This window comes from Telluria sp. AC161, from assembly GCF_979258535.1.
This window is the reverse complement of sequence record NZ_OZ409861.1, coordinates 47,930-71,743: the sequence shown is the minus strand read 5'-3', so window position 1 is coordinate 71,743 and position 23,814 is coordinate 47,930. Positions and strand designations below refer to the sequence as shown.

At 63.8% G+C, this 23,814-nt stretch carries 19 protein-coding genes and 1 pseudogene; 4 read left to right on the top strand and 16 right to left on the bottom strand.

Translation table 11 applies throughout. The features are described from left to right. Positions 1-16 precede the first annotated feature (16 nt). Positions 17-1,477, top strand: coding sequence for an Asp-tRNA(Asn)/Glu-tRNA(Gln) amidotransferase subunit GatB (gene gatB / locus ACZ0AJ_RS00315; protein WP_499453141.1), 1,461 nt, complete (start codon positions 17-19; stop codon positions 1,475-1,477). Positions 1,478-1,661: 184 nt separating this feature from the next. Here gatB and pyrE read toward each other — a convergent pair whose 3' ends face one another. Further along, on the bottom strand, positions 1,662-2,333 hold the full coding sequence (gene pyrE, locus ACZ0AJ_RS00310) for an orotate phosphoribosyltransferase (RefSeq protein ID WP_183556670.1): 672 nt from the start codon (positions 2,331-2,333) through the stop codon (positions 1,662-1,664). Between the two features lie 32 nt (positions 2,334-2,365). Next, on the bottom strand, positions 2,366-4,327 hold the full coding sequence (locus tag ACZ0AJ_RS00305) for a hybrid sensor histidine kinase/response regulator (RefSeq protein ID WP_499453139.1): 1,962 nt from the start codon (positions 4,325-4,327) through the stop codon (positions 2,366-2,368). 204 nt (positions 4,328-4,531) lie between these two features. On the opposite strand from ACZ0AJ_RS00305, the gene ACZ0AJ_RS00300 reads away from it, so the two are divergent. Continuing rightward, positions 4,532-5,302, top strand: a complete 771-nt coding sequence (locus ACZ0AJ_RS00300; RefSeq protein ID WP_183556665.1) for an exodeoxyribonuclease III — start codon at positions 4,532-4,534, stop codon at positions 5,300-5,302. Here the strand turns inward: ACZ0AJ_RS00300 and ACZ0AJ_RS00295 are convergent, their stop codons facing one another. The 12 genes from ACZ0AJ_RS00295 to ACZ0AJ_RS00240 form a co-directional block, all read right to left on the bottom strand. After that, positions 5,303-6,241 carry a pseudouridine synthase gene (locus ACZ0AJ_RS00295; RefSeq protein ID WP_499453136.1) on the bottom strand — a complete coding sequence of 313 codons (939 nt, stop codon included), beginning with the start codon at positions 6,239-6,241 and terminating at the stop codon, positions 5,303-5,305. Positions 6,242-6,248: 7 nt separating this feature from the next. Further along, on the bottom strand, positions 6,249-7,130 hold the full coding sequence (locus tag ACZ0AJ_RS00290) for a M48 family metalloprotease (RefSeq protein WP_308638629.1): 882 nt from the start codon (positions 7,128-7,130) through the stop codon (positions 6,249-6,251). A gap of 148 nt (positions 7,131-7,278) precedes the next feature. Further along, positions 7,279-7,896 (bottom strand): methionine biosynthesis protein MetW, encoded by a 618-nt coding sequence (gene metW / locus ACZ0AJ_RS00285; RefSeq protein ID WP_183556659.1) that lies wholly within the window; start codon positions 7,894-7,896, stop codon positions 7,279-7,281. Continuing rightward, positions 7,893-9,062, bottom strand: coding sequence for a homoserine O-succinyltransferase MetX (gene metX, locus ACZ0AJ_RS00280; protein WP_499453133.1), 1,170 nt, complete (start codon positions 9,060-9,062; stop codon positions 7,893-7,895). Before metX ends, metW begins: the two co-directional genes overlap by 4 nt. Before the next feature lie 67 nt (positions 9,063-9,129). Next, positions 9,130-10,899, bottom strand: a complete 1,770-nt coding sequence (ptsP, locus tag ACZ0AJ_RS00275) for a phosphoenolpyruvate--protein phosphotransferase (protein ID WP_499453131.1) — start codon at positions 10,897-10,899, stop codon at positions 9,130-9,132. 41 nt (positions 10,900-10,940) lie between these two features. Next, positions 10,941-11,210 (bottom strand): HPr family phosphocarrier protein, encoded by a 270-nt coding sequence (locus ACZ0AJ_RS00270; RefSeq protein WP_183556652.1) that lies wholly within the window; start codon positions 11,208-11,210, stop codon positions 10,941-10,943. 87 nt (positions 11,211-11,297) lie between these two features. After that, positions 11,298-11,699 (bottom strand): PTS sugar transporter subunit IIA, encoded by a 402-nt coding sequence (locus tag ACZ0AJ_RS00265; protein ID WP_183556650.1) that lies wholly within the window; start codon positions 11,697-11,699, stop codon positions 11,298-11,300. Positions 11,700-11,703: 4 nt separating this feature from the next. Further along, positions 11,704-12,648 carry a glutathione synthase gene (gene gshB / locus ACZ0AJ_RS00260; RefSeq protein WP_499453129.1) on the bottom strand — a complete coding sequence of 315 codons (945 nt, stop codon included), beginning with the start codon at positions 12,646-12,648 and terminating at the stop codon, positions 11,704-11,706. Positions 12,649-12,735: 87 nt separating this feature from the next. Then, on the bottom strand, positions 12,736-14,037 hold the full coding sequence (gene gshA / locus ACZ0AJ_RS00255) for a glutamate--cysteine ligase (protein ID WP_499453127.1): 1,302 nt from the start codon (positions 14,035-14,037) through the stop codon (positions 12,736-12,738). Positions 14,038-14,198: 161 nt separating this feature from the next. Further along, positions 14,199-15,599, bottom strand: a complete 1,401-nt coding sequence (locus tag ACZ0AJ_RS00250) for an ammonium transporter (RefSeq protein ID WP_183556644.1) — start codon at positions 15,597-15,599, stop codon at positions 14,199-14,201. A gap of 14 nt (positions 15,600-15,613) precedes the next feature. After that, positions 15,614-15,952 carry a P-II family nitrogen regulator gene (gene glnK, locus ACZ0AJ_RS00245; protein ID WP_137171558.1) on the bottom strand — a complete coding sequence of 113 codons (339 nt, stop codon included), beginning with the start codon at positions 15,950-15,952 and terminating at the stop codon, positions 15,614-15,616. Positions 15,953-15,971: 19 nt separating this feature from the next. Continuing rightward, positions 15,972-16,706: a TorF family putative porin gene (locus ACZ0AJ_RS00240; RefSeq protein ID WP_499453124.1), complete on the bottom strand. Its 735-nt coding sequence runs from the start codon at positions 16,704-16,706 to the stop codon at positions 15,972-15,974. Between the two features lie 273 nt (positions 16,707-16,979). On the opposite strand from ACZ0AJ_RS00240, the pseudogene ACZ0AJ_RS00235 reads away from it, so the two are divergent. Then, positions 16,980-17,213 (top strand): annotated as a pseudogene (locus ACZ0AJ_RS00235) (accessory factor UbiK family protein); the annotation flags it as partial. A 248-nt stretch (positions 17,214-17,461) separates the two neighbouring features. On the opposite strand, the gene ACZ0AJ_RS00230 reads toward ACZ0AJ_RS00235, so the two are convergent. Beyond that, entirely contained in the window at positions 17,462-21,043 is a 3,582-nt protein-coding gene (locus ACZ0AJ_RS00230) for an ABC transporter permease/M1 family aminopeptidase (RefSeq protein WP_499453122.1), read from the bottom strand. 9 nt (positions 21,044-21,052) lie between these two features. Beyond that, positions 21,053-21,979, bottom strand: coding sequence for an ABC transporter ATP-binding protein (locus ACZ0AJ_RS00225; RefSeq protein ID WP_499453120.1), 927 nt, complete (start codon positions 21,977-21,979; stop codon positions 21,053-21,055). 237 nt (positions 21,980-22,216) lie between these two features. Between ACZ0AJ_RS00225 and ACZ0AJ_RS00220 the strand changes: the two genes are divergently transcribed. After that, positions 22,217-23,758 (top strand): YifB family Mg chelatase-like AAA ATPase, encoded by a 1,542-nt coding sequence (locus ACZ0AJ_RS00220; RefSeq protein WP_499453119.1) that lies wholly within the window; start codon positions 22,217-22,219, stop codon positions 23,756-23,758. The last annotated feature ends 56 nt before the right edge of the window (positions 23,759-23,814 follow it).

Genomic DNA, 23,814 nt, shown 5'->3' with positions numbered 1-23,814 from the left:
ACAAAGAGAGAACACTATGCAATGGGAAGTCGTCATCGGTCTTGAGAACCACGTGCAGCTCACGACCCAATCGAAAATCTTCAGCGGCAGCGCGATCCGTTTCGGCGCCGAGCCGAACACGCAGGCCAGCCCGGTCGACCTGGCACTGCCAGGCGTGCTGCCGGTGCTGAACCGCGGCGCGGTCGAACGCGCGATCCGTTTCGGCCTGGCGGTCGGCGGCACCATCGCGCCGGAGTCGGTCTTCGCGCGCAAGAACTACTTTTATCCCGACCTGCCGAAGGGTTACCAGATCAGCCAGTTCGCCGATCCGGTGGTCCAGGGCGGCACGCTGTCCTTCGCCTACGAAAAAGACGGCAAGCTCGAAATGAAGACGGTCAACCTGACCCGCGCCCACCTCGAGGAAGACGCCGGCAAGTCGCTGCACGAAGACTATGCGGGCATGAGCGGGATCGACCTGAATCGCGCCGGCACGCCGCTGCTGGAAATCGTGTCCGAACCTGAAATGCGCAGCGCCGCCGAAGCGGTGGCGTACGCCAAGGCGATGCACTCGCTGGTGATGTGGTTGGGTGTTTGCGACGGCAATATGCAAGAGGGTTCGTTCCGCTGCGACGTCAACGTCTCGGTGCGTCCGGTCGGCCAGCAGGAATTCGGCACGCGCTGCGAAATCAAGAACCTGAACTCGTTCCGCTTCATGGAAGAAGCGATCCACTACGAAGTGCGGCGCCAGATCGAACTGATCGAAGACGGCGGCAAGGTCATCCAGGCCACGCGCCTGTGGGACCCGGACCGCAAGGAAACGCGCTCGATGCGCACGAAAGAAGACGCGCAGGATTACCGCTACTTCCCCGACCCTGACCTGCCGCCGCTGGCGATCGGCCAGGACTGGATCGAGCGCGTGAAAGCGGAGATGCCGGAGCTGCCAGGCGCCATGCGCGCACGCTTCACGGGCGAATACGGCCTGCCGGAATACGACAGCCTGGTGCTCACGTCGTCGCAGACGATGGCGACGTACTACGAAGCGGTGGTGGCAAAAGCCGGGAAAGAAAACGCAAAGTCGGCCGCCAACTGGATGATGGGCGACGTGTCGTCGACACTGAACCGCGAAGGCGTCGAGCTGCAAGCCTCGCCAGTGAGCGCCGCGCAACTGGCGCTGCTGCTCAAGCGCATCGCCGACGGCACGATCTCGAACAAGGCCGCAAAAGAAGTCTTCGCCGCAATGTGGGACGCAAAATCGGACGACGAGGGATTGGCCGACACGGTCATCGACCAAAAGGGGCTAAAGCAGATCTCGGATACGGGCGCACTGGCAGCGATCGTCGACGAGGTCCTGGCCGCCAACGCCAAATCCGTCGAACAATACCGCGCCGGCAAAGAAGCCGCGATCAACGCCCTGATCGGCCAGGCCATGAAAGCCTCCAAAGGCAAAGCCAACCCAGCGCAAGTGACCGAACTGCTGAAGAAAAAGCTGACCAGCTAATCCTTCCTCCTCAATTAGGGTCAGAGTCGAATTATTGAGCAATTGCCCACAATTGCCAGCAATCCGACGCTGACCCTGATTCATTTTTACCCGCACTAATTGCCCAGCCTTGCCACTATGTCCCCACTTATCGGGCGAGCGCGAGCAATTGCCCGACAATTCGACTCTGACCCTAATTGTTGGGCTATTGCTTTTGGATGCCGTAGCGGGTGCGGTAGGCGGAGACGGCGTCTTTGTGTTGCGACAGGCGCGGGTCGGCGGTGTGGGTGTCGAGGTAGGTGAAGAGGTCGGCGAGGTTGGCGATCGAGATCACCGGGATGTTGAATTCGCGCGAGACTTCCTGGACTGCTGACTGCTCGGAGAGTGCGTCGTCGGCGCCCGAGCGCTCCATGCGGTCCAGTGCGATCAACACAGCGGCTGGCTCGGCGCCGGCGGCGCGGATCATGGCGACCGATTCGCGCACCGAGGTGCCGGCGCTGATCACGTCGTCGATGATCACGACCTTGCCCTGCAGCTTGGCGCCCACGATGGTGCCGCCTTCGCCGTGGTCCTTCGCTTCCTTGCGGTTGTACGCGTACGATGTGTCGCGCCCTTTCGCGGCCAGGGCCACTGCCGTGGCGGAGGCCAGCGTGATGCCCTTGTAGGCCGGGCCGAACAGCATGTCGAATTCGACGCCCGAGTCGAGCAGCGTCTGCGCGTAAAACTGGGCGAGCTTGCCCAGCGTGGCGCCGTCGTGGAACAGGCCGGCGTTGAAGAAGTATGGCGACAGGCGCCCGGCCTTGGTCGTGAATTGGCCGAACTTCAATACTTCGGCCTCGACCGAAAACCCGATGAATTGCTGGCGCAGATCAGTCATGTACTTCTCCCTGGATGTCGAAAGCGGCTATTTTAATCGCTCACGGCGCTGCCGGCGACGACCCGTAGTGCTTCGGCACCGCTGATCGGCTTGACCATGTGCGCCGCGAAGCCGCTGGCTTGGCTGCGCGCGCGGTCCGTGGCCTGGCCGTATCCGGTCAGCGCGACCAGCCGGCACAGGCGCCCTGCCGGCAGCGCGTGGATGCGCGCAGCAAGCTGGTAGCCGTCGAGCACCGGCAGGCCGATGTCGAGCAGTGCGACGTCGGGCCGGAAGCGTTCAATCGCCGCCAGCGCCGCCACCGGATCGTGATACACCTCGACCGTGTGCCCGTGCGCCGTCAGCAGGCGTGCCAGCGTATTGGCGCCGTCGGCATTGTCGTCCACCACCAGCACCCGCTGCGGCGCGCTGTCAGTGGCTGGTGCGGCCGCGATGGCCACCGGTGCGGACAGCCCCGCTACGCCGTGCAGCGGCAGACGCACGACGAACTCGCTGCCCAGGCCCCGCCCTTCGCTGCGCGCTTCGACTGTGCCGCCATGCAGTCCGACGATGTTCCTGACCAGCGCCAGCCCGATTCCGAGCCCGCCCTCGGCGCGGTCGATGCTGCGTTTGCCCTGGAAGAACAGCTCGAACACCTGCTCGTGCATCGCCGACGCCAGGCCGATGCCCGTGTCGCGCACGCTGATTTCGACCACGTCCGCGCCGTCGCGCCGTGCGCGCAGCCAGATCCGGCCGCCCGGTTCGGTGTAGCGCGCGGCATTGGTCAAGAGATTCGACACCACCTGCACCAGCCGCGCCGGATCGCCTTCCCACACCAGGCCCGGCTCGACATCGACCTCGAGACGATGCCGGCGCTGCTCCACCAGCAGGCTCGCCATCTCGAGCGCGCGGCCCGTCACCTGCGCCATCTCCACCTGTTCGACCTTCAGTTCGATCTTGCCGCGCGTGACGCGCGAGACGTCGAGCAGGTCGTCCACCAGCCGCACCAGATGGTCGACCTGGCGCTGGATGATCTCGCCCTCGCGGCCGTACGTGCCGTCGCCCCGCATGCGCATCAGTTGCAGCGCGGTGACGATCGGCGAGAGCGGATTGCGCAGCTCGTGGCCCAGCATCGCCAGGAATTCATCCTTGGCCTGGCTGGCCGCGCCCAGGTCGACCAGCAGCTGCTCGCGCTCGCGGGCGGCGTGCTCGATCGCCAGCCGGTTGCGCACGTGCTCGGTCACGTCGACCGCCACCACGATCACGCCTTCCGGCCGGCCGTCCAGGTCCAGCAACGGCTCCAGGCTGAACTTGAAGAAGCGTTCGACCGGTTGACCATCTGCATCCAGGCGCGTGATTGACAGCTCCTCGGCCTGGTATGACACGCCGCTGGCGTAGACGCGGGCGACCGCCTCGGCGACGCCGGCACCGCCCAGATGCGGGAACGCTTCGTCGAAGGTCTGGCCTAGCATGCTGCTGGTGTCGATCAGGTCGCGGTAGCGGTTGTTCACCAGCCGGAAGCGCAACTCGGGCCCCATCAACAGCGCCGCAGCGACCGGCGCGGCCATCAGCATGGCGTCGCGCTGCGCCAGCGCCTGGTCGCGCTCATGGCGTTCGGACGCGTCGCGCGTGAAGCAGCGCGTGTAGCGCAGCTGGCCGTCAACGAAATGCCCGTTCGAGTGGATCAGCACGTGCCTGATCGAGCCATCCTTGCAGCGCAGGCGTGCGGGCTGGTCGTACAGCGCCTCGCCCGCCAGCAGCGTGCGCAGGATGAAATCGATCGTGGCCGGGTCTTCGTGAAAGTCGGCGATATGCCGCCCGACGTAGTCTTCCCAGCCATAGCCGAGCATCTGCAATTCGGCGCGGTTGGCCCACAGGATGGTGCCGTCGGGGCCGACGCGGTGCAGCCCTTCGACGGCGTTCTCCACGAAATCGTAGAGTTCGGCGGCCGTGGCGTCATCGTGCTCGCGCACGGGAATAGCGACGACGTCCGCAGGGAGCGGTTTGTCAATGTTCATGGGATCGGGAAGAAGGGAAAATGCGGCGTGCCGTCGACGCGCAGGGGACCGCCAGTGTAACAGATCGTTGCCATTTATCACCGCCAGTCCCCATAAAGCAACAACCTCAAGGCATGACGGGTAGCATCAAAACACGCTACACTTGCCGGCTGACGACGTGCCCCATGGTGCGCTCTGCCCTCTTTCACCTGCTTGAACATCTCCATGCCAAGAATCATTTCCGCAAACCTCAACGGTATCCGCTCCGCCCACAAGAAGGGCTTTTTTGACTGGCTGGCCACGCAGGACGCCGACTACATCTGCGTCCAGGAGCTCAAGGCCCAGGAAGCTGACATGACCGAAGATTTCCTGCGTCCGCACGGCTACCACGGGCGCTTCCACTACGCCGAGAAAAAGGGCTACTCGGGCACCGGTGTCTACAGCCGCACCGAACCGGACCAGCACCGCATCGGTTTCGGGTGCCTGGAGTTCGATGCCGAAGGCCGCTACACGCGCTGCGACTTCGGCAACCTGACCGTCATCTCGGTCTACTGCCCGTCCGGCTCTTCGTCACCCGAGCGCCAGCTGGCCAAGTTCCGCTTCATGGAAGTCTTCCTGCCGCATCTGCAGGAACTGCAGGCCGAGGGCCGCGAAGTCGTCATCTGCGGCGACTGGAACATCGCGCACAAGGAGATCGACCTGAAGAACTGGAAGGGTAACCTGAAGAACTCAGGCTTCCTGCCCGAAGAACGGGCGTGGATGACGCGCATCTTCGACGAGCTGGGGATGGTCGACGTGCACCGCGGCCTGGATGCGCGGCCGGACCAGTACACCTGGTGGAGCAACCGCGGCCAGGCCTACGCGAAGAACGTCGGCTGGCGCATCGACTATCACGTCGCCACGCCCGGCATCGCGGCGCGCGCCAAAACCGTCTCGGTCTACAAGGACGTGAAGTTCTCGGACCACGCCCCGCTCATCATCGACTACGACCTGTAATCAAGCGGGCCAGCGCAGGTCGAAGCGGCTGGCAAAGCTGCGCGGCTGGCGCGTGAGCGGATCGTCGAATGCGATGGCGCGCGCCAGCAACTGCAGCGGCGCGCTGAAATCGTCGCTGCCACAGGGCCGCGCCACCGGATAGAAACTGTCGCCGACAATCGGTGCACCGAGCGACGCCAGGTGCAGGCGCAGCTGATGCTTGCGCCCCGTGTGCGGATGCAGCCGGTACCGTGCCAGCGCGCCGCGCTGCTCGATCAATTCGATCAGGGTTTCCGAATTGGGTTCGCCCGCCACTTCTTCGCTGAGAAAAAACTGCGCCGCATCCTGCATGCGGCTGCGGTATGTGAACGGCAGCGTACGCCCCTCGAGTAGTGGCGCGATCGCTTCATAGGTCTTGGTGACCACCCGCTTCTGGAACATCGACTGGTAGGCGCCGCGCGAGTCAGGATTGTGCGAGAAGATCACCACGCCCGCCGTCTCACGATCGAGCCGGTGGATGGGCACCAGGTGCGGCAAGTCATGCGTGCGCTTCAGGCGCACCAGCAGCGTCTCCCTCAAGAAGCGCCCGCTCGGAATCGTTGGTAAAAAATGGGGCTTGTCGGCGACCAGGATGTGGTCATCCTGGAACAGCACCGCCTCCTGGAACGGGATGGGCACCTCGGGCACGTCGAGCTCGCGGTAGTACCAGATGCGCATGCCCTGGCGCACCGGCGTGTCGAACGCCACCCGCGCGCCCTTGGCATCGACGACCTCGCCCCGTTCCAGCCGCGCTGCCCAGGATTGCATCGGCACGTCGGGAAAGCGCTCGCACAAAAAGCGCAGCATGCCGCCGGCGCGCGTCTCGGTCAGCCACAGATAGCTGGGCGCGACGCCGTCACGCACGGGCAGCGGGACAAGTGCATTGGCTTCGGCCTGGCGGCCCCTGGCGCTACTGCCCATCAACGCCTCAATTCAGCGCAGTGCTCTTGTAGGCCGGCAGCTTGGCGACCGTCGTCTTCTTGGCACGCGCATACAGCGGCAGCAGCACGTTCATGTGCGCTTCCATGTCCTTGATGCGGGTGTCGCCGCCCGGGTGGGTCGACAGGATTTCCATCGGCGCGCTCTGGTTCAGCGTGGCCATCTTGCGCCACAGGGCGATGCCGGCGCGCGGATCGTAACCGGCGCGCGACGAGATATCCAGGCCCACCAGGTCGGCTTCGCGCTCTTCGTCGCGCGAGAATTTCAGCACCAGCATGCTGCCCAGGCCATTGGCCGCCGTGGCGGTCAGGTTGGGATCGACGCCGAAGATGCCCGACAACAGCGCGCCGCCGACACGCGCGCCTAGCGCGGTGACGTTGGACTTGGCCAGGCGCTCGCGCCCGTGTTCACGCAGTGCGTGCGCGATCTCGTGGCCCATGATGGCCGCGGCTTCGTCGTCGGTCAGTTGCAGCTTGGTGAGGATGCCGGTGTAGAAGCCGATGCGGCCACCCGGCATGCAGAACGCGTTGACCTCGTCGGCCTGGATCAGGTTGACCTGCCAGTCCCACTTGCTGGCCACCGGATTCCAGCGCGGCGTAAACGGAATGATGCGCTGGGCGATCGTGCGCAGGCGCTTGAGCTGCGGGTCGCTGGTCGGCGCCAGCAAGCCTTTCTCCTTGGCCTGGCTCATCATCTCGGTGTACTGCAGGCGCGCCGCTTCGTTGACCTGCTCTTCGGGCGCCAGCACGCGCATGCGCGACAGTGGCTTGACCTCGATGCCATCCTGGACGACGACGCCGGCGTCCTGCGCCGTGGCCAGGCCGGTCGCGGCAAACAGGGTCAGACAAACGGCGAGTTGTTTCAGTTTCATCATCATGGCTCCGGCAGGCTGTTGTTGGCAGCCGGCCTCGTAAAATTGGTTATAAATGGGCAGCGCCCGCGCAGAATCGACGTGATCATGCCGTATGTACCGGCCCAGCTCAAGCCGCCAACGCACATAAGTCGCAACCTGCCCCGCCTTACACTGCCGGCGGCGCTTTTTTACGCAGGCGGAAGACCGCCATGCTGCCGCGCAGGTTCGGCAGGAACTTGACCACCTTGCCGTCGGCCAGCGCCACGCATTCCAGCACTTCCAGGCCGCACTCCACCGCCAGTTCCTGGAAATCGTAGATCGTGGCGCAGCGCACGTTCGGCGTGTCGTACCACTGGTACGGCAGCGCGCGCGAAACCGGCATGCGCCCGCGCAGCAGCGCCAGGCGGTGCGGCCAGTGCGCGAAGTTCGGGAACGAGACGATCGCCTCGTGGCCGACGCGCACGATGTCACGGAGCAGGCCTTCGACATGCTGCATCATCTGCAGCGAGTTCAGACACAGCACGGTGTCGAACGTGTTGTCGCCAAAGAGGCCCAGGCCCTTTTCCATATCGTGCTGGATCACGTTGATCCCGCGCGCGGTGCTTTCCAGGACCTTGTCGTCGGCGATCTCGATGCCGTAGCCTGAGCAGCGCTTGCCGGATTCGAGGTAGCGCAGCATGGCGCCGTCGCCGCAGCCGACGTCGAGTACGTGGGCGCGCTCGCCCACCCAGTGCGCGATGAAGGCCAGGTCGGGCCGCAGCGTATTGAGGTCGGCGAAATTCATGCGGCCTCCGTGGCGGTGGTCACGGCGCCTGGCGCCAGTTCGAGGGCGATGCGGTTGTAATACGCGCGCACCACGTTCATGTAGCGCGCATCGTCGAGCAGGAAGGCATCGTGGCCGTGCGGTGCGTCGATTTCGGCGTAGGTCACGCGGCGCCGGTTGCTGATCAGGGCTTCGACGATCTCGCGGCTGCGCTCGGGCGAGAAGCGCCAGTCGGTCGTAAACGACGCGATCAAGAACTGCGCTTTGGTGCCGACGAGCGCCTTTTCAAGATTGCCATCGTACTCACGCGCCGGATCGAAGTAGTCGAGCGCCTTCGTGATCAACAGGTAGGTATTGGCATCGAAGTATTCCGAGAACTTGTCGCCCTGGTAGCGCAGGTACGATTCGATCTCGAAGTCCACGCCAAAGTCGAAGTTGTAGTCATTCGTCTCGGCGGCGTTGCGCAGCTTGCGCCCGAACTTCTCGGCCATGTCGTCGTTCGACAGATACGTGATGTGGCCGATCATGCGCGCCACTTTCAGGCCATTCTTCGGCACCACGCCATGTTCATAAAAGTCGCCGCCGTGGTAATCGGGGTCGGTCAGGATCGCCTGGCGAGCGACGTCATTGAAGGCGATGTTCTGGGCCGACAGCTTCGGCGTGGACGCGATCACGATGCAGTGGCGCAGGCGCTCCGGGAACTTGATGCTCCACGACAGGGCCTGCATGCCGCCCAGCGAGCCGCCCATCACGGCAGCAAAGCGGTCGATGCCGAGGCGGTCGGCCAACAGTGCCTGCGCGGTCACCCAGTCTTCCACGGTCACCAGCGGAAAGCTCGCGCCATACGGCTTGCCGGTAGCGGCATTGACATGCATCGGGCCGGTCGAGCCGAAGCACGAGCCCAGGTTGTTCACACCGATGACGAAGAAGCGGTCGGTGTCCACGGGCTTGCCCGGGCCGACCATATTGTCCCACCAGCCAGCGCTCTTGGGCGTGTCATACTGGCCGGCGACGTGGTGCGATGCATTCAGGGCGTGGCAGACCAGCACCGCATTGGACCTGTCGGCGTTGAGCGTGCCATAGGTTTCATACATCAGCGTGTAGTTGCTGAGCTGCGCGCCGCTTTGCAGGCGCAGCGGCTCGGCGAAGTGCATCGCCTGCGGTGTGACTATTCCTAGAGATCCCATGGGACTGTGTGCTTTGATTGATGATGCGGTGGTCAAGCCGTTGCCGGGCGTGGCAACGGCGCGCGACTCACAGGGTCTGCAACTGCTCGACGGCGCTGGCGATTTCGCCCGGCTCCATCGCGCGCAGGATACGCCGGGTACGGGTCGTGACCACGCCAAGGTCGGTATTCAGAATTTCCTGTTTCACCGCCAGCAGCTGCGCCGGGTGCATCGAGAACTCGCGCAGGCCCATGCCCAGCAGCAGACGCGTGAGCTTGACGTCGCCGGCCATCTCGCCGCACACCGCCACGTCCAGCCCTGCCTTGTGGCCCGTGGCGATGGTCGAGGCGATCAGCTGCAGCACCGCCGGGTGCAGCGGATTATACAGGTGCGCCACTTCGTAATCGACGCGGTCGATCGCCAGCAGATACTGGATCAGGTCATTGGTACCGATCGACAAAAAATCCATGCGCCGCACGAACAGCGGCAGCGCCAGCGCGGCAGCCGGGATCTCGATCATGGCGCCGACCTCGATGCCTTCGTCGAAGCGGATCTTCTCGTCGCGCAGCTGGATCTTGGCCTGCTCGATCATGCCCAGCGTCTGGTCGATCTCGAACGCGTGCGCGAGCATCGGGATCAGGATGCGCACCTTGCCGAAGGCCGACGCGCGCAGGATCGCGCGCAGCTGCACCAAAAACATCTGCGGCTCGGCCAGGCAATAGCGGATCGCGCGCAAGCCGAGCGCCGGATTGAGCGCCGTGTGGTCGGTCTGATCGAGCGGCTTGTCGGCGCCCACGTCGAGCGTGCGGATCGTGACCGGACGGCCCTTCATCGCCAGCACCGCCTTGCGGTACTGCTCGAACTGTTCTTCTTCGTCCGGGATGCGCAGCGCCTGCGCGCCGCGGCCCATGAACAGGAATTCGGAGCGGAACAGGCCCACGCCATTGGCGCCGGCTTCGAGGGCGGCCGGACAATCGTCGGGCAGTTCGATATTGGCCAGCAGCGTGATCGTGGTGCCGTCGCGCGTGATGGCCGGCGTTTTCTTGAGCTTGAGCAGGCGCTTGCGTGCCTTGGCCATCGTGATCTGGCGCGCGCGGTACTGCTCGAGCACCAGCTGGCTCGGATTGCAGATGACGACGCCGGCGTCGCCGTCGACGATCAGCCAGTCGTCCTGCTCCACCAGGCGCGACGCCTGGTCCATGCCGACGACTGCAGGGATATCCAGGCTGCGCGCGACGATGGCCGTGTGCGAGTTCTGGCCGCCGACGTCGGTGACGAAGCCGATGAACGAGCGTGATGCGCCATCGCGATCGCGAAACGCCAGCATGTCGGCCGGCGAGATGTCGTGGGCCACGACGATCATCTGCGGCGGTGGCTGGTCTTCGTCGGCAAACACCGGCGCGACGCTCAGCGCAGTGCCGGTCAAGACCTTCAGCACGCGCTCGGCGACCTGCTGGATGTCGTACTTGCGCTCGCGCAGGTAGGGGTCTTCGATCTCGTCGAACTGGCTTGATAATTCATCGATCTGCGTCACCAGCGCCCATTCGGCGTTGTAGTGGCGCGCGCGGATGATGTCCAGCGGCGCTTCGGAGATCATCGGGTCGGACAGGATCAGCGCATGCACGTCGATGAAGGCGCCCAGTTCGGTCGGAGCATCCTTCGGCAGGCCGGTCCAGAGTTCCTGCAGATTATGGTGGACGGCGGCGATCGCATCCTGCAGGCGCCGCACCTCGGCCTCGACCTGTTCTTCAGGGACCAAATAGTGCTTGACGTCGAGTGCGGCCGGCGTGAGCAGGTGCGCGCGGCCGATCGCGATGCCGCGCGAAACCGGAATGCCGTGAAGGAGAAAGGAAGCCATGGAAGAATCCGTTGAACGCGAGGGGACCGCTTCACGCGGCATTATTCACCTTCACCGAACTTGTCGTTGACGAGCGCCGTCAGGGCGGCCAGCGCGGCTTCTTCGTCGGCGCCATCGGCTTCGAGCGTGACCTTGGCGCCCTTGCCGGCGGCGAGCATCATGACACCCATGATCGACTTGGCGTTGATGCGCCGGCCGTTGCGGGTGAGCCAGACGTCGCTCTTGTATCTGGCGGCCAGTTGCGTGAACTTGGCGGAGGCCCGTGCGTGCAGGCCCAGCTTGTTGATGATCTCGAGTTCTTGTTGAATCATAGTCGCTTTATCTTTTTTGTAATGTGTCTGACTGCGCCCGGTATCTCCTCGCACGCATCGCCATTGCCAACGCCATCGCCGCCTGCCCTAGCCCACCCGGATCCGGTTATCCACCCGCACTGCCCCGTTCTGCGCACCGGCCAACGCCATTTCCACCACCACGTCGAGCGAGTCGCGCCGGTACGTGATCGCGCGCAGCAGCATCGGCAGGCTGATGCCGGCGATGACTTCCACGTGGCCCGCGTCGGCCAGCGAATTGCAGCAGTTCGACGGCGTGCCGCCCTTGACGTCGGTGATCACCAGGACGCCGTCGCCATCGTCAAGACGCGCGATGGCTTCCTTGGCCAGGCAGTTGATCTGGCCGATATCCTGGTCAGCCGTCACGTCGATTGCCTCGACGCGCTCGGTGGGGCCGCGAAATACGTGCGTTGCCGCGGCGATGAATGCCTGGCCCAGCGGTGCGTGGGTCAGGAGCAGGATGCCTACCATGTCGTTATCCAAGTACTTTCTGTTCGACCGCGTCGATGAACATCGCGGCCACGTCAAAACCGGTCTGGTCGAAGATCTCCTGGAAGCAGGTCGGGCTGGTCACGTTCACTTCGGTCAGGTTCTCGCCGATCACGTCCAATCCTACCAGTAACAGGCCACGCTCGGCCAGCAACGGGCCAAGGGCTTCGGCGATCTCGCGATCGCGCTCGCCGATCGGTTGCGCCACGCCGATGCCGCCGGCTGCCAGGTTGCCGCGCACTTCGCCGTTTTGCGGAATCCGCGCCAGCACGAACGGCACCGGCTTGCCGCCGATGACCAGCACGCGCTTGTCGCCCTTGTCGATCGCCGGGATGAATTTCTGGGCCATGATCGTGTGGCGGCCGTTGGCCGTCAGCGTCTCGATGATCGAACCCAGATTGAGCGCGTCGCTCTTTACGCGGAAGATGCCGGCGCCGCCCATGCCGTCGAGCGGCTTGAAGATCACGTCGCCGTGCTTGGCGTGGAAGGCGCGCAGGCGCGCTTCATCCGAAGTGACCATCGTCGGCGACGTGTATTGGCTGAACTGGCCGATCGCCAGTTTTTCGTTGTGGTCGCGGATCGCCGACGGGCTGTTGATCACGCAGGCGCCCTGGCGCACGGCCAGTTCGAGCAGGTAGGTGCCGTAGACGTATTCCATGTCGAACGGCGGGTCCTTGCGCTCGATGATGGCGTCAAATTCGGACAGCTTTACGTCGACTGCGGCATCGGCCGTGTACCAGACATCCGGCTCGCCCGTCAGGTGGATTTGCGTCACGCGCGCGCTGACGATGCCTTCTTCGAGCACCATGTCGCGCTGTTCGAAGAAGTACAGGGCATGACCACGCCGGGCCGCCTCGCGCATCATGGCGAAGGTCGAATCCTTGTAAATCTTGAATCCGGACAGCGGGTCGGCGAGAAAAGCGATTTTCATGGGGCGTCCAATCGATGTAATACCTTGATTTTAGCCCGAAACGGCAAACCTCGCGGCCAGGGCCCGAGGTTTGCCGGACGCAGTGCGTCAGTACACTTCCGGATTCGGATCGGTGCGTTCGAGTTCGAGCGACGCGGCCAGCATGCCCAGGCGCGCGACCACGCCGTACACGTAAAAGCGGTTGGGCGCGGCGGTGCCCGGCTTGGCCTTCGGATCGGGCATCGCGTGCTGCTGCGCGAACGCCAGCGGCACGAACTGCGAACCGGGGGCATTGAGGTTCTGGTCGATGCCGCGCTCGGCGTGCACGCGGTAGAAACCACCCACGACATAGCGGTCGATCATGTAGACGACCGGCTCGGCAACGGCGTCGTCGATCGATTCGAAGGTGGGCACGCCTTCCTGGATGATCAGATCGGTCACGGCCACGCCATCCTTGACCACCGACATGCGCGCGCGCTGGGCCGGGGTCAGGTCGCGCACTTCGCTCGCGTCCTTGATGGTCATGATGCCCATGCCGTAGGTGCCGGCATCGGGCTTGAGGATCACGAAGGGCTTGCGCTCCTTCATGCCGTATTCCTTGTACTTCTTCTTGATCTTCGAGAACAGCGCCGAAACATCGTCGGCCAGCGCTTCGGTGCCGACGTTCTCGCGCAGGTCGACTTCGGCGCAGGTGCTGTGCAGCGGGTTGACCAGCCACGGATCGATGTCGATCAGTTTGCCGAACTTCTTGGCCACTTCGTCCAGCGCCTTGAGGTGGTTGCTCTTGCGGCGCAGCGCCCAGCCGGCGTGCAGCGGCGGCAGCAAAGCCTGCTCGTGGACGTTCTCCAGGATCGACGGAATGCCGCCCGACAGGTCATTGTTGAGCAGGATGGTGCACGGATCGAAGTCGGGCAGGCCGACGCGGCGGCCATTGCTTGATCGCACGAGCGGCTCAAGCACGAGCATATTGCCGTCAGGCAGCGCCAGCGGTGTCGGCTCGGTGATGTCGGGCGAGAACGTGCCAAGGCGGACATGCAAGCCGGTCTGGCGGAAGATCTGCATCAGGCGCGCGACGTTCTGCAGGTAGATCGGGCTGCGGCGGTCGGCGTCCGGCACCAGCAGCAGGTTGCGCGCGTCCGGGCAATACTTGTCGACAGCGGCCATGGCCGCCTGCACCGTCAGCGGCAGCATTTCGCTGGCCAGGTTGTTGAAGCCGCCCGGGAACAGGTTGGTGTCCACGGGTGCGAGCTTGTAACCGGCATTGCGCAGATCGACCGAGCAATAAAAGGGCGGCGTGTGCTCCTGCCACTCGAGGCGGAACCAGCGCTCGATGGCAGGCGTGGCTTCGAGGATTTTCTTTTCCAGGTCCAGCAAAGGACCGGTCTGGGCGGTGGCGAGGTGCGGAACCATTGATTGGACGTCCTTGTTGTGCGCTTCTTGTTGTTAATTAAGTTGGGAATCGCATATGGGGTTGGTCCGGGTATTTTAAAGGGCAATGCGAAGAATGCAAAAAACGCCGTCCCCGCTTGTGCGGAGACGACGTTTTCAGGGACAACCGACGACTGAGCGGATCAGTAGCGGTAAGCCGACTCGCCGTGGCTCGTGATGTCCAGGCCTTCGCGTTCCTCTTCTTCCGGCACACGCAGACCGATCACGATATCCACCAGCTTGAAGGCGATGAAGGCGACGACGGCCGACCAGATGACGGTCACGCCGATCGCATGGGCCTGGATCCACAGCTGGCCGACGATCGAGTAGCTCGTGTTCATCGCATTGGTCGTGTAATCCCACACGCCCTGCCCGCCCAGTGCCGGCGACGCAAACACGCCGGTCAGCATCGCGCCCAGGATACCGCCCACGCCGTGCACGCCGAACACGTCGAGCGAATCGTCGGCGCGCAGCAGGCGCTTCAGACCCGTCACGCCCCACAGGCAGACGATACCGGCCAGCAGGCCGATGACCAGCGCGCCCATCGGACCGACGAAGCCGGCGCCTGGGGTGATGGCCACCAGGCCCGACACGGCGCCCGATGCGGCGCCCAGCATCGATGGCTTGTGCTTGAAGATCCACTCGCCCAGCACCCAGGTGAGGGTCGCGCCGGCGGTGGCCAGCAGCGTGTTGAGGAACGCCAGTGCCGCCACGTCGCCTGCTTCGAGCGCCGAGCCGGCATTGAAGCCGAACCAGCCGACCCACAGCAGCGATGCGCCGACCATCGTCATCGGCAGCGAGTGTGGCGCCATCGATTCACGTCCGTAGCCGATCCGCTTGCCGATCACATAGGCACCCACCAGGCCGGCCACGGCCGAATTGATATGGACCACGGTACCGCCCGCGAAGTCGAGCGCGCCCTGCTGCCACAGGTAGCCGGCAGCTGCGGTAACGGTTTGCAGCGACGCAGCGTCGGTGATGGCGTCAGGACCGGCCCAGAACCAGACCATGTGCGCGACCGGCAGGTAGCCGAAGGTGAACCACAGCACGACGAACACCAGCACGGCCGCGAACTTGGCGCGTTCGGCAAAGGCGCCAACGATCAGCGCGCAGGTAATCGCTGCGAAGGTGCCCTGGAAGGCGACGAAGATGAATTCGGGAATCATCGTCTCTTTGCTGAAGGTCGCAGCCATCGCAAACTTGCCGGCGACCGGATCCCAGATGCCTTGCAGGAAGGCCCGGTCGAAGCCGCCGATGAACGCGTTGCCCTGCGTGAAGGCCAGCGAGTAGCCGTACAGACACCACAGCACGATCACGAGGGCAAACACCATCATCACCTGCATCAGCACCGACAGCATGTTCTTGGCGCGCACGAGGCCACCGTAGAACAGCGCCAGGCCGGGAATGGTCATCAGGATCACCAGCAGCGTGGCGACGAACATCCAGGCCGTATCCCCCTTGTTGATGGACGGCGCCGCCATGGCCGGCAGGGCAACGCCCAGGCCCAGCAAGGCGGTCAGTATCGTTGTAGTTATACGCTTCATGAAAACATTCCCTCTTACAGTGCGTCGTTGCCGGTCTCGCCGGTACGGATACGGATGACCTGGTTCAGGTCGGCCACGAAGATCTTGCCGTCACCGATCTTGCCGGTGCGGGCAGCGCCCTGGATCGCATCAATGACCTGGTCGACGATGGCATCGTCGACCGCGGCTTCGATCTTGATCTTGGGCAGGAAGTCGACGACGTACTCGGCGCCACGGTACAGCTCGGTGTGGCCTTTCTGGCGACCGAAACCCTTCACTTCGGTCACGGTCATGCCTTGCACGTTGATTTCCGACAGTGCCTCTCGCACCTCGTCGAGCTTGAAGGGCTTGATGATGGCGGTGATCATTTTCATGGTATTGCCTCTTTTGCAATCAAAAAGTTTTTGAGACGGACAGCACGGCGGCGGACTTGCCGAGATTCTTGCCTTGCGGGCTCAGGTAGGCATCGGTATTCGCCTTGTGCCACGCCAGCGCCACGGTGGCGACGCCGAAGTCCTTGGTGACGCCGACCTTGTAGTCGGTGTACGAAAACGCGCTGTTGTTCTTCAGTTTCTGGCGCCCGACGTGCAGGTTCAGGATGAAGCCGTTGCTGACGTCGATATCGGCGCCCACGTCCAGATAGCCGCTGCGCTTGCTGTCGGCGGTGCCGAACAGATTGGTCGTCGAGTGCGAGTACTTGATGTAAGCCGGGCCGTAGCCGAGTTTGCCGTACAGCTCGAACGTGTTCGCGCTCGGATTCAACCCGTTGTCCGGGTAGTAGTAATACAGGCCGCCAATGTCATAGCTGATCGCGTCGCTCAACTGACCGCGCTTGCCGCCATAGACGTCCCATTCGATATTGCCGTCGCCGCCCAGGTCTTTCGTCCATTTGATGGTGGAAAGCCAGGTGCCCACGTAGAAGCCGGATGGGCCATGTACGTAGTCGACGCCGCCCTGGAGGGCCGGGTCGAGGGCTGTTTGCGACAGGCCGCGGTAACGGTAGTCGCTGGTGATGCTCGCGTTGTAGCTCACCTGGTGTTCGGCGGGTTGTTCCTGTGCCATGCCCTGCGTGCTGGCGAGTGCCGACACTGCCAGGACAACTGCGCTGAATTTTGCTTTGCACTTCATGACAAACCCCCTTGATGAACAACATGAAAAATGACTGCTTATGGATCCTTGTGATGTTCTTTATCTATGCTTTATTTAGCAGGATGCGTGCCAGCTCATAACCCAGCTCACAAACGGGAAAAAGGTCCTTGTTTTTTTGGTAAACACGCCCCACATCGGTTTTGCTACAACACAACGGACCGCACACGGCACCCAGACGGCCGTTCGGCGCACTACATCAGGTCACATTGCACCATCATGGAGCGTGCGGCCTCGGCAGAAAGGGAAATGGATATGAGTAATAGCAACTTCTTCAGCGACTTGCAGGGCAAGATCAACCAGGCGCTCGAGAGCGGCCCGGCCAAGGACATTGAACGCAATGTGAAGGCGGCCATGACGTCGGGCTTTTCCAAGCTCGATCTGGTCACGCGCGAGGAATTCGATATCCAGGCCCAGGTGCTGGCCAAGACCCGCAGCAAGCTTGAGGCACTCGAACTGCGCGTGAGCGAGCTGGAAGCCAAGCTGGGTGCAGGCAGCACCACGGCGGCGTCGTCAACGTCATCGGCAACCTCGGCGACAGCGGCATCGGCATCGGCATCGGCCGCTTTTCCGACCTCGGGCAGCTCAGCGATTCCAATGCCAGGCGCTGCGCCGTCGGCTACCGCGCCATTCCCGGCTGCACCCGAAGATCCGACGATCGTCGTGCCGCCAACGCTCGACAAGCATTAAACAGTCAACACGTGGGCGGGAAACCCGCCCACGCTACTACCCGGACTTCAATCGACGCTGACTTCCTTGCGGTTGTCACGCGCCACGCGGTCGATCAGCTTGTTGTACGGATCGATACCCACATCGAACGGCCGCTCTTTGACGGTCACCGTCACAGTCGGATTCTCTCCCCGCAGTACACGCTTCTCCAATAACAGCACGCGCTCGTCCGATTCCTTGGCATCCTTCGCCCGTGCGAACACGCCGATCTCCACTGCCTCATCATAGGTGCGCGGGGTTTCCTGTCCCTTGCCGTCGGCCTGCATCTTCGCCAGGTGCAGTTTCATCGTCACGTCCCACTGTCCGTCCGGGCGCTTGACGGCCTTCGCCTCGGTCACGCGGTTATCGTAGAAGACGATGCGCTCGAACAGGTCGGCGATCAGCGCGTGCTTGCCGACCGGGGCTTCGGCGCGGATGTAGTCGACCAGTTCGGCGGATGTCGCAAACGGCGCCTCTTGATAGCCCTTGTCCTGCAGGAAGCGCTTGAGGGCGCGGTTGAGCGCCGCCTCGCCGATCTCATCGCGCAGGCGGTAGAAGACCAGGCTGCCCTTGCGGTAGTGGATGTAGTCCTGGTTCTCCACGCGCACCAGGGGCAGTTCCTCGATCTTTTCGGCGCCGCGCGAACTGAGATAGCGGTCCAGTTCATAGCGCAGGAAACGGCGCATCTTGTGCGGGCCGTATTCCTTCTCCATCACCATCAGCGCCGAGTACTGCGCCAGCGATTCGATCAGCATGCTCGCGCCCTGCACATTCGCGGCCGTGACCTGGTGGCCCCACCACTGGTGCGCCATCTCGTGCGCCGTCACGTAGAACACGTAGTCGATGTCTTCCTTGTTGCGCAGGTCGGCGATGAAGCCGATCGCTTCCGAGAACGGGATCGTGTTGGCGAACGATTGCGCGAAGCGCTGGTAGTTCGGAAATTCCAGGATGCGCACCTGCTTGTGCTGGTAGGGCGTGAACTGGGTCGTGAAGTAGTCGAGCGACTTTTGCGTGCCCGCGATCATCCGGTCCACGTTGTAAGCGTGTTTCGGATCGTGATAGATCTCGATCGGGATACCATGCCAGTCGCTTTTCCTGACCTGCCAGTTGGCCGACAGATAGGCGAAGAACGGCATCATCTTCTGGTCCATCTTGTAGCGATAGTAGTTGCGGCCGTTTTCCTTCCACGCCTTTTGCAGGTAGCCCGGCGCCAGCGCGATCTGGTCGCCGCTGGTCGAGACGGTGGTGTCGAAACTGATCCAGTCGGCGTCGTCCCCGAACATCGTATTGGCGCGGGCCGCCTGGTTTTCGAGCTTGGCCATGCGTTCCGGTTCGCCCAGGCCGCGCTTGCGGCGCTCGTTGCGATCCAGTAGTTCGAACTCGCTCTGGTAGCCGACCAGCGGGAAGAACTCGCGGTTGTTGAAAAACGTGCCATTCAGGTTGAGCGTGTCGCCCCTGCCCGCGTTGGAAAAACCGGGGCGGCGCACGTCGACCGTGAAGTCCAGCGCCAGGCGGGCGCCTGGCGCCGTCGGCTGCGCGAGCTTGAGTATCCGGAAGCCCGCTACCTGGTCGTCCAGGACCACCGTGTGCGCGGGCAGGCCGGCAAACGTGGTCACGACGTCCGGATTGACCTGCAGGCGCAGCGTGTCCAGCGGCTGGCTCGTCTTGTTCTCGAAGACGTAACGGCCCTTGACCATCACGCGCCGCTCGGCCGGGTAGATGTCCACGGCGGCGCGCACGTCGACGATTTTCACGTGCGGCAGGTCCTTGTACTTGCGGTAGATCTTTTCGTACCTGGCCTGCTTGTCCATCGCCACGTTCTGCGCTTCGTAGCGGCCCAGCGTGACGGTATTGTGGAAGATCCACCCACCCACCAGCGCGAACGCGATCGTGCAGGCGCCCAATGCAACGCCCGATGGGCTTTTCAGGCGCCGCGTGGCTTCACGCGTGCGCGTGCGCCACTCGACCGACAGGCCACGAACCCAGAATGCCTGGGCCACGATCAGGCCCGCCACGGCAAACAGGGTCCAGTACAGCGCGAACCACGACCAGCCTGCGATGAAGTGGCCGAAGCCGTTCATGTCCGAGTACGGCGTCTCGGGCAGCAGGGCGATGTTGTACAGGTTGTGATCGAAGTGCAGGACCGAGAGGACGATTTGCGACACGATCAGCACGATCATGAACAGGTAGCCCAGAAACTTGTTGTTCGTGACGACCTGCAGTGCCACGGCGATCAGCGCCATCAGGATGTACGGCGTGCCGGCCATGAACACGCCCTGCAGATACACCATCGGTTCGATCGGCGCCCCGCCCTTGTACAGCTGGATAGTGATCGCGGTCAGGATCCCAGCAAACAGGAAGGCCAGCACCACGCCCACGAGGGCCAGGCTCTTCGCCACCAGCGGCGCCCAGTTCGGCATCGGCATCGCGTCGCTCACATCGGCGATGCCGGCCTGGCGCTCCTTGAAAATCAGTTCACCGGCGTAGAAGATCACGATGATCAGCAGCAGGAAGTTGTAGCTGCCCTTGAGCAGCTCGATCATCAGGTAGGTGCGCGGGTAGACATCGGTGCCGAACATCTGGTGCAGCTGACTCGAGCTGCCCACCATATTGAGTACGCCGAACAGCAGCATGACCAGGAACGGCACGCTCTTGAAGACGGCGACCGCGTCGAAGACGAAGATATGCCAGCACTGGGTCCAGCGCGTGGCGCGTGTGAAGCGCGGCGCGATGCGTGGCAGCGCAACGTGCGCCGGTGTGCCCACTGCCGGCGCTGCCGCTTTGGCCTTGCCGAACAGGCGCTTGCCGGTACCGGCGCGCTGCGGCTTGAACAGCGCCAGCGTCAGGCCAAGCAGCGCCAGGCCGACCACGCTCCACAACAGCCGGTTGGCCAGCATATAGCCGCCGATGGCCGGCAGGCCGGCATTCGATTCGGCAGTCGAGAAGTAGCGCGTGGCGCGGCCAAGGGCGCGCAGGCCGAACGGATCGGCCAGCACGGCGAACCACTCATTGTCGATATTGCTGGTGAATTTGCCGGCCAGGATCCACAGCACGAAGAACGCCATCACGCCGACATACACCATCATGATCGAGCGCGTGGTTGCGGCCAGCAGCATCAGCAAGGCACCGATGAACAGCAGGTTCGGTACCACCAGCACGCACAGCGCCCACAGGTAGGCCGCGCCGGGGAACGGCCCCACGCGCTCGGCGTCGATCCACGGCATCAGGGGACCGAGCATCATCCCTGCCACGATCACCGCGAAGATCACCATGCAGGCCAGCAGACCCGCCAGGAAGCGGCCGACGAGGTAGTCGTGCTTTTTCATTGGCGTGGCAAACAGCATGTCGGAAATGCCGACGTCGCCGTCGCGCAGCACCGAGCCGGCGATGAAGATGGTGACGACGAACATCGACATGAGGCTGAAGACGCCGAGCAGCTGCGCGACGACGACCGGCGCATTGCGGTTCACGTTACCAATGCTGCCGCCGATCTGGATCGCATCGGTGGTGGTCGCGCCAAAGGCCAGCGCGCCGAAGATCAGCGCGCACACCCACAACAGTGGCTGGCGCAGCTGGATGCCCAGCTCGAACTTGAAGAATTCCCGTAGCATGCCGGCTCCTTACGCCACGACCGGTGCGGTGGACGCCGGCGCCGCATCGGTCGTCGAAACGGCCGCGCGATTGGCGTTGCGGATCTGGAGGAAGTAGACGTCTTCCAGGTCCGGCTCGACGCTGACGAAGCCGTCGTCCGGCTGCGATTCGGCGAACACGTTGATCTGCGGCCGCCCCGCTACCAGGCGCGTGGAGAGCACGTTGAAATCGCGCTGGTAGTCGGCCAGCGCATCCTGGCTGACGGTGCGGCGCCACACGCGGCTCTTGAGTGTGTCGATCGCAGCTTGTGGCTCGCCCTGCAGCAGCACGGTGCCCTTCGCGATCATCGCCATGCGCGGGCACAGATCGGTGACGTCTTCGACGATGTGGGTCGACAGGATCACGACCACCTGTTCGCCGATCTTGGCCAGCAGGTTCAGGAAGCGGTTGCGTTCATCGGGGTCCAGACCTGCGGTCGGTTCGTCGACGATCACCAGGCGCGGCGCGCCAAGCAGCGCCTGCGCGATGCCGAAGCGCTGGCGCATGCCGCCAGAGAAGGTGCCCAGGCCGCGCGAGCGCGCTTCCCACAGATTGGTCTGGTGCAGCAGCGCCTCGACCATCTCCTTGCGCTCGCCCTTGGCCGTCAGGCCCTTGAGGACGGCGAAATGGTTCAGCAGCTTTTCGGCGCTCACTTTGGGGTAGACGCCAAAGTCCTGCGGCAGATAGCCGAGCTGGCGGCGCAAGCCCTCCTTGTCCTTCAACACATCCAGGCCGTTGAAATCGATGCTGCCGCTGTCGGGGTCCTGCAGCGTGGCGATCGTGCGCATCAGCGACGATTTGCCGGCGCCGTTCGGGCCGAGCAGGCCAAACATGCCGTTGGGGATCTCGAGACTGACGTTGTTGATCGCCTTGACGCCATTGGCATAGGTCTTGTTGAGCTGCTTGATCGATAGCATGGACTGATTCTCCGGGAACGGTTGCGGTTGTGGTGCTGTTCACGATCAATGTAACGTTAACAAAAAGCAATGTCTGCATTTTGTGACAGACGGTATGAATTGCGGCATGAACGACGAGAACCCGGGTATATGCATCGGTCATGAACGGGCAAGCGCGCGCACGCCTGTCCGCTCTCAAACGGTGGTGCGACCCGCGCTTTAGGATGGGGCACCCTGGCGTTCTACAGAAGGAATCCGATGAGTCTCGCCGTCCTGAAAAGCCGCGCGCTGGCCGGCATGGCCGCGCCGCCCGTCAATGTCGAAGTGCATCTGGCCAACGGCCTGCCCGGCTGGACGATCGTCGGCTTGCCCGACACCGAAGTGCGCGAAGCGAAGGATCGCGTGCGCGCCGCGCTGCAGAATTCGGGCTTTGATATCCCGCCGCGCCGCATCACGATCAATCTCGCGCCGGCCGATCTGCCCAAGGAATCCGGCCGATTCGATCTGCCGATTGCGCTGGGCATCCTGGCCGCATCGCACCAGATCCGGGGCGATGCACTGGACCGCTACGAGTTCGCTGGCGAATTGTCGCTGTCGGGCGAGCTGCGGCCGATTCGTGGTGCATTGGCGATGGCGTTCGCGATGGTGCGCGCGGGTTCTTCACAATCTGCTTTACAGACCGACCTAAAGGGCCGGGCCTTCATCCTGCCGCTGGCCAATGCCGACGAAGCGGCGCTGGTAGAAGCAGCCGAGATCCTGCCGGCGCGCACGCTGCTCGAGGTCTGCGCGCACTTCGCCAATGCGCCCGATGCACCTAAGCTGGTGCGGCATGTGGGTCCGGCCCTTGCGCATGCGGTGTGCTACCCCGATTTCGCCGAGGTCAAGGGCCAGCAGCATGCCAAGCGCGCGCTCGAGGTGGCGGCGGCCGGCGCGCATTCATGTTTGCTGGTCGGCCCGCCCGGCGCGGGCAAGAGCATGCTGGCGGCGCGCCTGCCTGGCTTGCTGCCGTTGATGAGTGACGCCGAAGCGCTCGAATCGGCTGCCGTGCAATCGCTCGCGGGCGGCTTCTCGCCACAACGCTGGCGCCAGCGGCCATTTCGCAGCCCGCATCACACGACGTCCGGCGTGGCCCTGGTGGGCGGCGGCAGCGTGCCGCGGCCCGGCGAAGTCTCGCTCGCGCATCATGGGGTATTGTTTCTGGACGAGCTGCCCGAGTTCGACCGGCGCGTGCTCGAGGTGCTGCGCGAGCCGCTCGAGTCGGGGCAGATCACGATTTCGCGCGCGGCGCACCAGGCCGATTTTCCGGCGCGCTTCCAGCTCATTGCAGCGATGAATCCGTGTCCGTGCGGCTGGCTCGGTCATGCCAGCGGCAAGTGCCGCTGTACCGAAGACTCCGTGCGGCGTTACCAGAGCCGCATCTCGGGCCCTCTGCTCGATCGCATCGATATCCAGTTGCCGGTCGCGGCGCTGGGGCCCGAGAGCATGGGCGCACGCGGCGACGGGGAACCGAGCAGCGTGATCGCAGCGCGGGTAGCAGAGGCGCGTGCGGTGCAGATGGCGCGCCAGGGGTGGCCCAACAGCCACCTCGGCCCGCGCGATATCGACCGCTATTGCGCGCCTGACGATTCCGGAGAACGCCTGTTGCATGCCACGGCCCGGCATCTGCACTGGTCGGCGCGTGCGTATCACCGCGTTCTTAAAGTGGCGCGTACGGTGGCCGATCTGGCCAGCAGCGAACATGTGGCAGCCACGCACGTGGCCGAGGCCATTGGGTACCGGCGCGCGTTGCAGCGTGAGTAGCAGCATGAACAGCAGCGTGAATCGCAGCGTGAGTTGCAGGTGTTGCGTTCTGCAGC

Excerpts from the sequence above, each read along its gene's own strand:
- gshA (WP_499453127.1), bottom strand. The coding sequence starts at position 14,037 with ATGGTTCCGCACCTCGCCACCGCCCAGACCGGTCCTTTGCTGGACCTG.
- pyrE (WP_183556670.1), bottom strand. The coding sequence starts at position 2,333 with ATGACTGATCTGCGCCAGCAATTCATCGGGTTTTCGGTCGAGGCCGAA.
- ptsP (WP_499453131.1), bottom strand. The coding sequence starts at position 10,899 with ATGGCTTCCTTTCTCCTTCACGGCATTCCGGTTTCGCGCGGCATCGCG.
- glnK (WP_137171558.1), bottom strand. The coding sequence starts at position 15,952 with ATGAAAATGATCACCGCCATCATCAAGCCCTTCAAGCTCGACGAGGTG.
- ACZ0AJ_RS00270 (WP_183556652.1), bottom strand. The coding sequence starts at position 11,210 with ATGATTCAACAAGAACTCGAGATCATCAACAAGCTGGGCCTGCACGCA.
- metW (WP_183556659.1), bottom strand. The coding sequence starts at position 7,896 with ATGAATTTCGCCGACCTCAATACGCTGCGGCCCGACCTGGCCTTCATC.
- ACZ0AJ_RS00290 (WP_308638629.1), bottom strand. The coding sequence starts at position 7,130 with ATGAAACTGAAACAACTCGCCGTTTGTCTGACCCTGTTTGCCGCGACC.
- ACZ0AJ_RS00225 (WP_499453120.1), bottom strand. The coding sequence starts at position 21,979 with ATGCTATCGATCAAGCAGCTCAACAAGACCTATGCCAATGGCGTCAAG.
- ACZ0AJ_RS00240 (WP_499453124.1), bottom strand. The coding sequence starts at position 16,706 with ATGAAGTGCAAAGCAAAATTCAGCGCAGTTGTCCTGGCAGTGTCGGCA.
- ACZ0AJ_RS00220 (WP_499453119.1), top strand. The coding sequence starts at position 22,217 with ATGAGTCTCGCCGTCCTGAAAAGCCGCGCGCTGGCCGGCATGGCCGCG.
- gshB (WP_499453129.1), bottom strand. The coding sequence starts at position 12,648 with ATGAAAATCGCTTTTCTCGCCGACCCGCTGTCCGGATTCAAGATTTAC.
- ACZ0AJ_RS00230 (WP_499453122.1), bottom strand. The coding sequence starts at position 21,043 with ATGCTACGGGAATTCTTCAAGTTCGAGCTGGGCATCCAGCTGCGCCAG.
- ACZ0AJ_RS00295 (WP_499453136.1), bottom strand. The coding sequence starts at position 6,241 with ATGGGCAGTAGCGCCAGGGGCCGCCAGGCCGAAGCCAATGCACTTGTC.
- ACZ0AJ_RS00300 (WP_183556665.1), top strand. The coding sequence starts at position 4,532 with ATGCCAAGAATCATTTCCGCAAACCTCAACGGTATCCGCTCCGCCCAC.
- ACZ0AJ_RS00305 (WP_499453139.1), bottom strand. The coding sequence starts at position 4,327 with ATGAACATTGACAAACCGCTCCCTGCGGACGTCGTCGCTATTCCCGTG.
- ACZ0AJ_RS00250 (WP_183556644.1), bottom strand. The coding sequence starts at position 15,599 with ATGAAGCGTATAACTACAACGATACTGACCGCCTTGCTGGGCCTGGGC.
- gatB (WP_499453141.1), top strand. The coding sequence starts at position 17 with ATGCAATGGGAAGTCGTCATCGGTCTTGAGAACCACGTGCAGCTCACG.
- metX (WP_499453133.1), bottom strand. The coding sequence starts at position 9,062 with ATGGGATCTCTAGGAATAGTCACACCGCAGGCGATGCACTTCGCCGAG.
- ACZ0AJ_RS00265 (WP_183556650.1), bottom strand. The coding sequence starts at position 11,699 with ATGGTAGGCATCCTGCTCCTGACCCACGCACCGCTGGGCCAGGCATTC.